This window comes from Aquimarina addita, from assembly GCF_039539305.1.
Taxonomy (GTDB): Bacteria; Bacteroidota; Bacteroidia; order Flavobacteriales; family Flavobacteriaceae; genus Aquimarina; species Aquimarina addita.
On record NZ_BAABCW010000009.1, the window covers coordinates 64,669 to 77,580 of the forward strand.

At 32.6% G+C, this 12,912-nt stretch carries 12 protein-coding genes and 7 tRNA genes; 2 read left to right on the forward strand and 17 right to left on the reverse strand.

Going from position 1 to position 12,912, the window contains the following annotated elements; translation table 11 throughout:
- Positions 1-66: 66 nt before the first annotated feature.
- From ABD816_RS12195 to ABD816_RS12250, 12 genes are all read right to left on the reverse strand, one after another.
- Positions 67-393, reverse strand: a complete 327-nt coding sequence (locus ABD816_RS12195; protein ID WP_344927721.1) for a DUF6331 family protein — start codon at positions 391-393, stop codon at positions 67-69.
- 73 nt (positions 394-466) lie between these two features.
- Positions 467-643, reverse strand: coding sequence for a hypothetical protein (locus ABD816_RS12200; RefSeq protein ID WP_344927722.1), 177 nt, complete (start codon positions 641-643; stop codon positions 467-469).
- 249 nt (positions 644-892) lie between these two features.
- Positions 893-963: transfer RNA gene (locus ABD816_RS12205), tRNA-Gln, on the reverse strand.
- 5 nt (positions 964-968) lie between these two features.
- A tRNA-Pro gene (locus ABD816_RS12210) sits at positions 969-1,040 on the reverse strand.
- A 9-nt stretch (positions 1,041-1,049) separates the two neighbouring features.
- Positions 1,050-1,122: transfer RNA gene (locus tag ABD816_RS12215), tRNA-Asp, on the reverse strand.
- Between the two features lie 6 nt (positions 1,123-1,128).
- Positions 1,129-1,212 (reverse strand) — tRNA-Tyr (locus tag ABD816_RS12220).
- Between the two features lie 179 nt (positions 1,213-1,391).
- A tRNA-Lys gene (locus ABD816_RS12225) sits at positions 1,392-1,466 on the reverse strand.
- Between the two features lie 968 nt (positions 1,467-2,434).
- Positions 2,435-2,506 (reverse strand) — tRNA-Cys (locus ABD816_RS12230).
- A 66-nt stretch (positions 2,507-2,572) separates the two neighbouring features.
- Positions 2,573-2,645 (reverse strand) — tRNA-Asp (locus ABD816_RS12235).
- Between the two features lie 6 nt (positions 2,646-2,651).
- Entirely contained in the window at positions 2,652-4,022 is a 1,371-nt protein-coding gene (locus tag ABD816_RS12240) for an SDR family oxidoreductase (protein WP_344927724.1), read from the reverse strand.
- A gap of 10 nt (positions 4,023-4,032) precedes the next feature.
- The gene (locus ABD816_RS12245; protein ID WP_344927726.1) at positions 4,033-4,743 is read right to left on the reverse strand and encodes a hypothetical protein; all 711 of its coding nucleotides are present in this window, start codon (positions 4,741-4,743) and stop codon (positions 4,033-4,035) included.
- Entirely contained in the window at positions 4,719-6,101 is a 1,383-nt protein-coding gene (locus ABD816_RS12250) for an RtcB family protein (protein WP_344927727.1), read from the reverse strand. Before ABD816_RS12250 ends, ABD816_RS12245 begins: the two co-directional genes overlap by 25 nt.
- 163 nt (positions 6,102-6,264) lie before the next feature.
- Between ABD816_RS12250 and ABD816_RS12255 the strand changes: the two genes are divergently transcribed.
- Positions 6,265-7,281: a helix-turn-helix transcriptional regulator gene (locus tag ABD816_RS12255; protein ID WP_344927729.1), complete on the forward strand. Its 1,017-nt coding sequence runs from the start codon at positions 6,265-6,267 to the stop codon at positions 7,279-7,281.
- A gap of 23 nt (positions 7,282-7,304) precedes the next feature.
- Here the strand turns inward: ABD816_RS12255 and ABD816_RS12260 are convergent, their stop codons facing one another.
- The 5 genes from ABD816_RS12260 to ABD816_RS12280 form a co-directional block, all read right to left on the reverse strand.
- Positions 7,305-7,877, reverse strand: coding sequence for an RNA polymerase sigma factor (locus ABD816_RS12260; protein WP_344927732.1), 573 nt, complete (start codon positions 7,875-7,877; stop codon positions 7,305-7,307).
- A 242-nt stretch (positions 7,878-8,119) separates the two neighbouring features.
- Complete coding sequence (locus ABD816_RS12265) at positions 8,120-8,788, reverse strand: DNA-binding response regulator (RefSeq protein WP_344927734.1); 669 nt, start codon at positions 8,786-8,788, stop codon at positions 8,120-8,122.
- Positions 8,789-8,800: 12 nt separating this feature from the next.
- Entirely contained in the window at positions 8,801-10,825 is a 2,025-nt protein-coding gene (locus tag ABD816_RS12270; RefSeq protein ID WP_344927736.1) for a tetratricopeptide repeat-containing sensor histidine kinase, read from the reverse strand.
- 32 nt (positions 10,826-10,857) lie between these two features.
- Positions 10,858-11,013 carry a hypothetical protein gene (locus ABD816_RS12275; RefSeq protein WP_344927738.1) on the reverse strand — a complete coding sequence of 52 codons (156 nt, stop codon included), beginning with the start codon at positions 11,011-11,013 and terminating at the stop codon, positions 10,858-10,860.
- Between the two features lie 564 nt (positions 11,014-11,577).
- A complete protein-coding gene (locus tag ABD816_RS12280; protein ID WP_344927740.1) occupies positions 11,578-11,814 on the reverse strand; it encodes a hypothetical protein in 237 nt (78 codons plus the stop codon).
- A gap of 857 nt (positions 11,815-12,671) precedes the next feature.
- Here ABD816_RS12280 and ABD816_RS12285 point away from each other — a divergent pair.
- Positions 12,672-12,893 (forward strand): hypothetical protein, encoded by a 222-nt coding sequence (locus ABD816_RS12285; RefSeq protein WP_344927741.1) that lies wholly within the window; start codon positions 12,672-12,674, stop codon positions 12,891-12,893.
- Positions 12,894-12,912 lie beyond the last annotated feature (19 nt).

Consider the following 12,912-nt stretch of genomic DNA (forward strand, 5'->3'; position numbering starts at 1 on the left):
TAAACCTTCAAGTCAAGTTGTATATGAAGTGATGATACAAATAATGCAATACCTCATACAATGGTGCTATACAGAAACACGCAACAAGACCAGCTTGATATTTTTAAGGAGTTCAATAAATTTTTTCTGTGAAACACAATGATTCAATATGGAACTACTTATTAATTTTCCTGAACTGGTATGGATCCATTCTATAGATTGATCTATGTCAGTTATAATATGCTGGATATTATAAAAGGAAACTGTTTTTTTAATATGTTCTTTAGAAAGATCAAGAGCATCTACACCACAACATTCAATGACACAAAATGATTCCAGACCCTTCCAGAATCCTTTGTTGTTTTCTAGGAATTGATCTATTCTTATTATATTATTTCTGCTCATGTCGTTCATAACTCTCTTGCTTTTTAAATCTGATACAAAAATGAAATCTAACTACGCAACTATTATGCGTAGGTAAATAACATTATTTATAGTATGTGTGAGGTCTATCATTTTTATCCAGTATCGACTTTGATTCAGGAGGGAATAATAAGGTGCTCATCATCGTAATGTAGCTTGATATCCACTCTGGCAACTTACTGGTGATTATCGATTTTTTGTATTTTGTTTTTCTTTTGGTACTGGTTAATTGAGTTTTCATAATCATAGGATGAATTGGTTGAACGTTGTTTTAAAAATTAGCAGGAACAGCCCGATTGCTCATATATTTGTTATTGTTTTAGGAAACCGTAAACAAGGAACGTTTTAGAACCTGCTTCTTTGGGGTCGTAACCCAATTTTCTGCCCAATAGAACTATATTCCTGATGTTGGTTGACTTGGGGATTTAAGTGCAGCTCCCCCTCATTCATATTGAGGTATTTTAATAAATAAACTAAAGCCACTATTTTGATGACCCGAAAGGATTTGAACCTTTACACCAAGAGTCAAAGTCTTGGATGCTGCCATTACATCACAGGTCAGTTTGTCTGGGGAACAGGACTCGAACCTATAACCTCCCGCGTCCAAGGCGGGTAAACTACCATTGTTATATCCCCAGATATTAGTGCAGTACCGACGGGATTTGAACCCGCGACCTTCCGAGAGACAGTCGGGTGCACTAACCATTGTGCTACGGTACTAAATTGTGGGAGTCATAGGATTCGAACCTACTCAGTCTTTCGACAACGGTTTTACAGACCGCTCCAGCTCTCCAACGCTGGCGAACTCCCATAAAAGAGATAAGAATTAGATTCAAACTCATGTATAATATATTTGCAGTCTGTAATCTTAACTCTGCAGCTATCTTGTCGTTGCTCTATACATAAGGCATGAACCTTCATTATCCTGGGACGCTCACTTATTTAACAAACAAGTGCAACAATCCGATAGTTGCTTATCCTTCTTGTCGTTGACGTAGTGAGACTTGAACTCACATAACCTCGATTAAAAGTCGAGTGCTTTTATCCAATTAAGCTACACATCAATGTATTTAGTTTTCAATATGTCAGTGAACTATAGGCATAAAAAAAGACGCCTTGTTTGGGCGTCTTCTTATATATGGATGGATGAATACGTTATGTTATCATCATCTTTTCTATAAAATAGACGCCAGTATTATTCTTATCAGAACAATATTCTCTTTGTTTATTAATGAAGCGGACTATACTATGTAGTGGGTTATTCGGTATCATTTTATTTGTTTTTTATATGCCTATCGTATGTAAGGTTTGTAGTTTGTTAATACAATTGATTGCGATGCAAAGATGGAAACATTTTTTTAATTTACAAACATTTTATTAAATTAATTAATTGATAATCAATTAGTTATATTTAAAATTAGAAATGGGTCATCCTGTTCGTTTTTCAACGAATATTGGATTTTATTGCAATAGTCTGTCTCCCTGATGCTTATCTTCCAAGTACTGTTTTCTATGTGTTTAGTGTTTTTTCAATAATTTTTATTTTTTTTTCAAATAAAAAGCGTCCAATTTCTTGGACGCTTGTTAGTATACTGAGTTTTTTAATTTATATCATGCTAAAAAATGATTAAAACTGTTACATAACGTCCTGTTTCGCCCGGATGATTCTACTATCCTGCGAAAATCACACTGAATATACAGCGGTTTTAATACGATATGTTTTTTGTTTTTGCTCATTATATATTGCAAATATGGTATAAACCATGTTGAAATCAAAATGTAGACTTATTTTTGTAATGCGAATATTATTTTATTACTTAATTCTGATAATAGTCTCTACAATACAGAAAAGCGTATAGATGCAATAGAAGGAAGGATTATCTTTAACTCGGAAAAAGGCTTTACTGCTATGATAGAAATTCCTGTTTAAAATGATGTGTTGGGTTATAATAGGAGAATAGACTTAATCAGTTTACTCTCTTTTGAAATGAGTTTTTATGTCTGTAATACAAAGAATGAGCATTTTGAAAAGGAGCATGAACAAGATTTGAACTTGTAACTATGGGTTTGCAGCCCACTGTTTTTCCAATTAAACTATCACGCTCCCTAATTTACAATGTACTTTTTTGATAAAAAGCCACCAATGTTTTTAGTGAAAGTTCTATTTTTGTGGAGTGTATGGGTTTTGAACCCACAACCTTCTGATTGATGAACAGACGCTCTTCCAATTGAGCTAACACTCCGGTATTTTACCAATTTTCTACTTTATAATTTTTAAGCAATTTACCTACCTGAAGATTACAATTCTCTATTCCTTCTATAATCGGAATAAGAATTCTGGAAGCTCCGTCTACAGGATCTAAAGGTGGTATATATCCATTGCTAAACTGTCTTTTTCGTAATTCTTCTCTGGCACCAGTAGATACCCAGCCGACATCTACCGAGTTCATATAAATATGGTGTTTTTTATAAGCTTCAGCAGAAGTACGTGTTAACATGTTTAGAGAGGCTTTTGTCATATTGGTATGTGGATGAAAAATTGATTTGTTAAGATAACTAAATTGCCCTTCTGATGAAGTAACATTTAGTATAAATTTTTTATCAAAAGAAGAATCTTTTAATAAGGGAGTGAGTTCTTTTATTAGATAGTATGGAGAGATCTGATTGATAAGATTTACCTCCAAAAGTTCTATCATATCCACTTCTTCTAATGTAGAATTCCAACTGTTTTTTTCTCTTTTGTCAACAGGTTGTCCAAATCGATTTATTTCTAGATTTTCTTTATCTTCTATATATGTTAACGATTTTATTGTTTCGGTAACAGGGGTTTTGTTTTTTATAATATTCTTGTGATCAGTATAACTTATTAATAGTTTCTTTTCGTTTTGGATCAATGGGAGGTAATATGCTTCATCATATTTTATAGTTTGCGCAGCATTATTTACCAGAATATCTAATGTATCATAGTTTAGTCGATAGTATGTAATAAAAGCCTGTACTTCTTTTAGTTTTCTGAGGTCGAGCCCATATACAGTGAGATTGCTTTTCCATTGTTCATAATCAGATTCTTTTTTAAACTGATTTAAGGCAATACTGGGAAAGCGTGTCGTAATTATTACATTGGCATTACTTCTCAAGAATTTTAAAGCAGTAGCATATCCAATTTTTACTCTTCCTCCCGTAAGTATCACATTACGATTTGAAAGGTCTATGCTTCTAAAACGATTAGCGTAATTTATCTTTGCGCAAGATGGACACAATCGATTATAGAATGAATGTGCAATATCGAAGGATTGATTACAACAATAACAATTTTTAGGAATTGCTAAGGGTAGAAAATTTTGGTGCTTCTGCTGTTCTTGATTAAAAGAAGTCGTATTGCGCAGTGCTTTTTTTGAAATCTCTGAATTGTTAACGGTTTTAAGATCTTTTTCTTTTTTCTGCTGATAACTTTTTATTCGGTTACTTTTTTTAGCTTGTTTATAAATCTTGGTGATTAAAGAGGCAATATGAGTATTGTTAGGATTATGAAATGGATCTTTTTTTAGGGAAGATAATACCTTTAAACATGCATTCCATTCTTTTTCTGTAAAGCCATATTTTTTTGTAAAATTTCCCATAACTTTTTATTCATAAGAAGGGTTCTAGAAACCCAATTAATCTTGTACCTTTTCTATTCCATCTAATTCCATGACCACTTGGTACTCTAATTTCATATACTAATCCGTGTTTATAATGAAAAAAAATATTCCACCAAGTATGATTTTTAATCATCGTAATAACTATATTTTTTACCTTTTTTTCTTTCTCCTTTGGTCCTCCTTTAACTTCACCCCAAAAATTATTAGCAGATCGTCCTGCATGTTTTTCCCAAGCTTTTGTGGCTACAAGAATTTGCTCATTTAAAGAGGTAAAGGCACTTTTGAGCAATAGTACTTTTGCCGGAGGCAATGCAGCTTTACCTTTACTACTCGATGCTGTGTATCTTTGGCCCATTAATATCATTAGATACTCAAAAGTAGTGTTTTCTATGGCAATTGCCCATAGTTTTGATACATCGGTAGTAATTGCACCTCCGTTGTTTCTTGTGATTTTTATTACTTCTATAAAGTGCCGTATTACCTCTGATAAAGCAGGCGTTTTTTCATCATTACATAAGGGCAACGGATACGTTTCCGGAATTCCATCATATAGATATGTTTCCATTTTTTTAGCAAATAAATCTATATATTCCGGAATTAGAAAATCACTATTAGATGCCTTCCAACGATCTGAAAGAAAAGGAATACAATTAGATATGATTTCTGAAACATACATCATTTTCTTCTTCTCTTTTTCCAAGGTGCATTTTTTTGCCAGTCTCCAGCCATAATAGAACCATAAGGCATCACCTCATCAATGACAGTACCGAGTCCGAATTCTTCCATTTGGTTTCTTACGGTTTCTGCATTTTTATAGGCACTCGGCAGTTCTGTAATATCAATCTCATTAGAGAAAAACCGAATATCTAAACCTTGAGTTTCCTGGTTAAAAATTTCCTGAATTGTTCCGGTTTTACTTTTTCTATGCTGTGTTCTGCTCATATTACGCCCTGCTCCGTGCGGTGCAAAACCTAAATTAGTTATAGAAGTTTTTCCTTCTACAATCAAAATCGGTTTTGCCATATTAAGCGGAATCAATCTTGGTCCGGTAATATCCGGCATAAATTTAGGGTCTAGTGGTGTAGCTCCTTTAGCATGATAAAACAAATCACCATCTTTAAAAACAAAGTTATGTTCGTTCCAGTACCGATCCTGCGCTTCTACTTGCAATGCTTTTAGTGTAGCATCATGGATCACCTGATGATTCGTTTTTGTCCACTTTCTAATAATCTGTAGTGCATCCCAGTAGGTTTCTCCTTCCTCTGTATCAAAAGGAATCCAGGCATTCTGTTTCAGCGTATCCGGAGACAATTCTTTTCTATACCGTTCTGCAATTTTCATCCCTTGTGTATATAAATTAGCTCCGGGTCCTCTGGATCCGTGATGAGTCACCATCATTGTATTGCCCGTCTTTTTGGATTTCCCTATAAATAAAAAGTGATTACCATCTCCTTGTGTTCCTAAATGAGATCTTGCTGCCTGAATCATTTTTTCATTATTCAACATATAATTACCTTCAAAATCTTCTAATAATTCATCAGGGAACCGATATTGCGAATTTCTATCTCTTCCTCCCGGACCAAAATGTGTATTGGCATGCGCTGCATCCAACACTTTTTTAGGATCTGTTTTTCCGAAATCAGTGAGCATTACCGAACAACAAATATCAGCACTATGCATTCCCGGATGAATAGCATTCTTAGCAACAGCGACACCACCCACAGGTATAGTTCCGTTAGGGCCCGTAGGACAAGCATCTGGCATTACCGCTCCATGAACAAGTGTTGGCGTTTTCATCAACGTATCCATGGATGAGATTACAGAATTCACATTGGTTTCTTCTAATTCGTTTTCTGCTTTGATATTAATAGCAAACGGGATCGGTTCTGTATGCAAATCTACTATAGGAGGTGCTTTAAATTGGGCTAAATACTGTAGCATCGTTTCTCCTTCTAATTGGTTTGTGTTGATATGATCGATCGCATCTGGAAACCACTTTCCTGATCTAAACCCTAAACCGATTAATGTTTTTCCTGTAATTTTTATTTTGTTTTCCATTTTCTGTTTTTTTTTGAGCGCTGTCAACTCCTCGTTCGACAGCGCGTTACCTACAACCGATGTTTATTAGTTTTTTATAATACTGATACAAATATGTTTATTATCTACGCAATTATTTTGCGCAGTTAAAAAATAATATATATTTTCAAAAAAAATAGTTGGTATGGCATTAAATAAAAATGCATTAATTCGTTATAAAACCATTGATAAGTGTCTTCAAAATAACAACCGGCAATGGATGTTGAATGATCTGATAGCAGCTTGTTCTGATGCTTTACACGAATATGAAGGTCGGGATGTTAATGTAAGTAAACGCACAGTGCAATTGGACCTGCAAATGATGAGAAGTGATAAACTGGGCTACAATGCACCCATAGAGGTATATGATAAAAAGTATTACAGATATGCTGAGGAGCAATACTCAATCACCGATATCCCGGTAACAGAAAATGATATGCATGTTCTTTCTGAAACGGTTGAAATATTAAAACAGTTTAAGGATTTCTCATTATTCTCAGAATTGGGTGGGATTATACAGCGTCTGGAAGATAAGGTGTATACAGAAAAGACCCATCAGTCTGCAATTATCCATCTGGATACAAATGAAAATCTAAAAGGACTAGAACATCTGGATACCTTATATCAGGCAATCTTAAAAAAAATTGTGCTAAGAATTACGTATCAATCTTTTACGGCAAGAGAAGCATCAGAGTTTGTATTTCATCCATTTATTCTAAAAGAGTTTAACAACCGATGGTTTCTGGTTGGAAAATCAAGTGCTCAGAAAAATCAGCGCATAGTAACCTTAGCATTAGACCGAATGCTTCACATAGATTTTGACCTGCAAATACCTTACACTACTGAACCGTTTAATGGAGATATCTATTATCATAATACCATAGGAGTAACGGTGCTTAATGATGCGCAATTACAGGAGGTGGTTCTAAAAGTGGACCCAAGCAATGCTCCTTATGTAATTACAAAACCATTTCATCATTCTCAGAAAATTATAGAACGTACAGAGGATGGTAGTGTCATCATTACATTTTATGTTCATCTAAACTTTGAACTGGAACGTATGATTTTAGGATTTGGCGATACTATAGAAGTGTTACGTCCCAGATTATTAAGAAAAAAAATTAAAAAGAAGTTAGAAAAAGCATACCGTTTATATAATTAATTTTTGGTGTACATCTTAGAGTATTAGCTTACTGCTCTTAATTCTGTATATATAGGATCTTTTTCAATCATTCTAAACAATTGTTGTTTGACGGTTGTTTTCTTTTTACGTGTATATCCTTCTGAGTATCCTGTGATTTTTGAAACTTCTTTAATAGATTTACCGTCAAAAAAAAGACCTAATAATCTTTTATTGTTACTACTTAACTTTTGAAAATATTTTCTATAAAGTTGCTCTCTTTCTTGTTTTTCGATATCAATGAATAAAGAATCATTGGTTTCTATTGTAATTTGATGCAGGTTATGTTCATTTGAAACAAATTTCTGTGATCTTCTTAATCGATTTCTCCAAAGGTTTTTACAGATTCCATAAAAATATGTTTTTAAAGATCCTCTTATCTCTGTAACACTTGATCTTAATTTTTGATATAGTATAACCAGCGCATCCTGAAATATATCTTCTACATCTTCCATATTTCCGTGATTATGAAGAATATATTTCTGGACATACAAGATATTATCCTTATAAAAACTTGTAAGTATTCGTTCATCTCCATTCATAATTCCAGTTATGAGTACCCGATCTTTATTCATCATTATAGTTAGTTTACATCTTTATAGTGTAAAATAAGCTGCTTTACATCCCTTACTTATTATTACGGTACAAACATAAAATGACTACGGCTGATGTCCTTACAGATTTCTGTAATTGGTGCGATTTTTTTGATTTTTTCCCCTTCTGCGTATTTTTAGGATGTTCAATAATTATTTGTCAGAAGCTTTTTGACAAAAAAGAGAAAGGTGATGAAGGAAACGAACTGATATGGATAGAACTTTGGTTATACCAGCCCTAAATCTTTTACAATAGCTACGAGATGTGTACTGTTTTTAGCTTTAAAATAATCAAAAAGCCTACTTACTCTCTTATCGATAGCACTCTCACTATTAGGCGATATTTTTTGTTTTTTTAGTTTGATTCTGATTTCTTTTTTGGTAAATCCTTGCGCTAACTCTTCTAATAAAATCATATCCAGATCATCTAATTGAATGGTCATACTGGTATGAGATGAATTTATCAATTCTGGTGGTTGCATGATTTTACCTTCATGTACGCCATTAATGCATGTGATTAACTCTTTGACCGCTTGCTGACCTTTACAAACATATCCATTGATATGGAATTTATTGAATAGCATATTGATTTTATCTGGTCTGTTTTCCTGAGAATATACAATCACTTTGATATGCGGCTGTATCGATCTTATATCTTTTATCAGTTCGATACCAGAAGTTCTCGTCTGGATTTTATGATCTTCTTTAAAAGAAAGGTCTGTGATTAATAATTGAAATTCTTCCTGATCCTGATGCGCTTTTCTGAACTTTAGATAGGCATCATCACAATATTTAGCTTCCTGAATATTATGAATATCAAGTTTTTCATTTAGAATTTTTATAATACCCTGATTGGCAATTTCATAGTCTTCTGCTACCAGTACCTTCGTAAACATATGGTTACTTTTTTAATTAGGAATTCGCATCTCAGCCTTAAATCCTCTGTTTTGGCGGAGCTCCTCACCTGATTTACTGACAGATGAAGTGGAATCCTCTTTTTCTGAGTCAAAGATAAGTGTTCCTCCTATGGCATGAATACGCTTTTCTGTATTGCGAAGACCATTTGCCGATTTTAGATGTGCTATTGTCATCCCCACACCGTTATCCACATACTTAATTATGAGTGTATGATCAGTGTTAGAAAATTTTAATGTTACACGGCTGGCACTACTATGTTTTTGCATATTGGTCATTAGTTCTTGTAAAACTCGGTATACCGTTATTTTGATATTCGTTTGCATGAGGTTCCAATTCACGGTATCAAATCGCACCAAAATTAATTGAATTGTTTGCTGTGCGTAGTTCTGTAACATATTTTTTAATTCTTCCGCATAGGTGTCTCCGGTTTCGAATTCGTTATTTTCTCGTGAGATATCGCGTGCTCTGATATAAGCTTTATTCAGTTTGTTTTTAATTTGCGGATCATGAGGGTTATTTTGATACTGCATCATTGCCTGAAAAATGTCATTCCCTAGTTCATCATGCAGTCGTTTAGAAATCCTGGTTTCAGTTTCATAACTTGCCTCAAACTGAATTATTTTATTCTGTTGACTGAGATGAAGGGTGCGTTGTCTAAAGAAGTAGACTACAAATCCGATACCAGTGAGTAATAATAAGATACCCAGTAGGTACATAGTGTTCTGATTGCGAGCGGATCTAATTTTAGTATTTTTTTCTTCGTTTTGTTTTAGTAAGTTTTCGTTTTCAAAACGAGTAGGCGCATAGATTTCTCTGGTTTGTTTGCGTAGTTGCATCAATTTAAGACTGACATCTTTAAATCGTTGATGATCCGCTAACGAATCAGGGTTCAATTCGGTAATTAGTGTTAATATTTCTAATAAAGCTTCGTAGTCTCCAAAATCTTTTAAAACCTCATAGGTCGCATATCCATAATATTTTGCCTTTAGAATATCTTTATTTTTATAATATTTGGTGAGATGTAAATTACTGGAAAACAAACCAAATAAGTCATTTTCTTGTTGCCTGATGGCGAGTGCGTTTAAAAGCATGGTTTCGCTCTCTGAATTCTCAGGGTTTTGAAGAAACTTAACATACCCTAGATTACTTAAGATTTGTGCGTATTGTGTTCTTTTTTCAATTACAACCTCTTCAATTAATAAGGATTGAAAAATATCAATACTTTCTTGATATTTTTTTCGCCTTGCTAAAATATTAGCTTTTGTATTTTTAAAAATGGGGAGGTTGTGAATTCCAATTTTGTTTTTAGCAATTGAATCATTAAATAGGTTTAAGATTTTAGTATTCCAAAATAAAGCCTTTTTGTAGTTTCCCAATTCAAAAAATGATAGTGATATACCATGATATAATCCTGAAATGGTTTTGAATTGATTAGAATTTTCTACATAGTTCAATCCATCTGTAGCCGAAGTTTTACCAGCATTATAATCGCCTAATGCTCTTTGTATATTGGACATTGCCATCAAACATTTTCCGGCACTCACACTATCTTTTAAATTTCTTTTAATCTTAAATGATTCATTATAGTATTGAAAAGCTTCTAAATAATTATCTAGTTTTTTATTATAATAGCCAAGTCTATAAAGTGCCTTACCCATATAAAAACTATCCTTATTTTTTTTAGCAAACTGTAATAATAAATAGGATTGATCGATCGCTTTTTCCGGACCTTTGTATTTATTGAAAAGCTTTGCTTTGAGATAAAGACCTTTATAAAATAAAGAGTCTATTTCTAGTCTTTTAGATCCTTCTAAAAATCGATTCAAAGCGTTTAATCTCTTTTCTTCTGAATAAGAATTATTGGAAGCAATAGTATAATCGTCATTTAAAGAATCAACATTTTTTTGTAGTTCACTAGGAATTGGATTATTTGTTGAATTAGTATTGCGAGAGTTAATAAAAACACCCGTACAAACCAATAAAAAAATGAGGGATAAAAGCGTCAATCGTTTCACCCCTCAAAAATACTAAATTATAATGAATGTGATTATTCTTCATCTTCTTCTCCTAAATCACCATTTTCTCCTTTAGAAGCTACCACTTCTGTGTTTTCGGGAGTGTAATCTTCTAGGCTATCAGGAGTACAAGAAACCAGATTAGCAGAAAGGAGTAGGCTCAATAATATATATTTTAAAGTTCTCATGTCGTTGTGATTTTTGTATTACAAGTAGTTAGGGTAAGCCCATAGGTGTTAACCCCAGATAGATATGTGTGCCATACCTGTACCTATGGAAAAAGATCAATTGGTAACGGGAAAGTGTAATCCTGTACAGTTACGATACCCTACTTTCCCTTTTTGGGTAGCAGCAAACTGTAGCTTGGATCTTGGTGTGAATTCGGTATCCTTTATTTTCTGTGATAGTGTGTATCAATACCCAATGTTAAGATTGGGATCTCTACTTTTGATATTAGAGGTATATAACTATAAGGTCTTAAGAAAGATTTTTCTCAAAAACAGCATAATCAGATACATCAGATTATTTACTAAAGAAAATGGGATATATGATTCGTGATATTACGTTTCAATGTGGTAATCAGCTAGTATGAGATAAAAAATAACAAATAAATGATTCCTATTGATGACAGTCTTTTTAGAATAGTAGTTTCTAATCAGAAATTGTTACCATCTTATTATGGAATTATTTTTTGCTATTTCGGTATGAAGTGTATGCACTTCATTTATCCCTTATGATCACTTTATATAAGTTTACCAGAAGCAAACTTTGTATGCAGTGTGACTGGATTTGATTGCTACATCAGAACGCTTTTCATTTCTATTCGGAAATATTGTGATGAATAGATGAATGCCTATGATATCAGTTATCATTTTTAGAAGAGGATTAACAACCGAAGTATATAACCCTTCACTAAGGATCCCGAATATATCGAATAACAGGTGACTTCTGTCTTCCTGTCCCTTTTTAGAAAATTTGTTATACTTCATTGTTATTAAATTAGTTATTACTTATAGTGCAAATATTTAATTTTTTTTTGAATCTGCAAAATTATTTTCAATTTATTTAATTGATAATCAGTAAGTTATATTTATATTTGGACAGAGTAATCCCTGCTCGTTTTACAACGAATTTTGGAGATTTTAGCAATCGTTTATTGCTCAGATGCTTACTTTCCAAAAACTATTTTTTTATATTTAATTACCATCTAGTCATTTATGTGATTTTTTTATTCATTTATTTAATTCAATAGTCTAAAATTTGTCTGATTTTGTTCAAGTTTAGTATTATGCCATGGTTCTTTCAATTATTTTTGAAGTATCTACGGTACTTTTAATCAAAAAAAATCAATAAAAAAAGCGTCCAATTTTTTTGGACGCTTTTAATTCTATATTAGTTTGCTATTTTATCTCATCTTATAAAATGATCCAAATAGTCATATAGCGTCCGGTTTTGCGAGGATATTTCATTAATCCATCGACAATCACTTGTATTTATACTAAATTTTAACTGCATATATGTACTATTTTTTTTCACTACACAAATATTAATGATTTTAACATCATTTTCCAAATTTAGGGATCAATAAATTTATCTTATGACCATTTATATCCTGTACAGACTTCACATACCTTAGTCTCTTACTCATATTTATGTATAGTAATACAATAGGAATAAATAAAAATTTCCCTCATATTAAGACTTTGATTTTACCCTTACTTCTACAGAAATCAACTATTTTATTCCTGTTTCGACCTAGTTTTTAATTTTTATGAGCATATTTGCAAAATTTTAGAGGCTATTCTTAGCAAATTATTATATTTATAAAAAATAAAACGATAGAGGTATGGATATTATGAATGAAGCGCTTGATTTTGAAAAAGCTAAAATGAGTAATATGTCAACTAGTGATAGAGTTGTAGCTTCAAGAGAAGCTAAAAGATTAATTCTTGCACTTAATGAAATATATAAGGAAACCAAAGATGATGATATCATGGATATGATGAAGCGACTTACTGATAAAAAGAAACGTATAGAAAAGAGATTAAAAGGACTTCCTCCAACATAATACTGGATGCTAAGGGAGT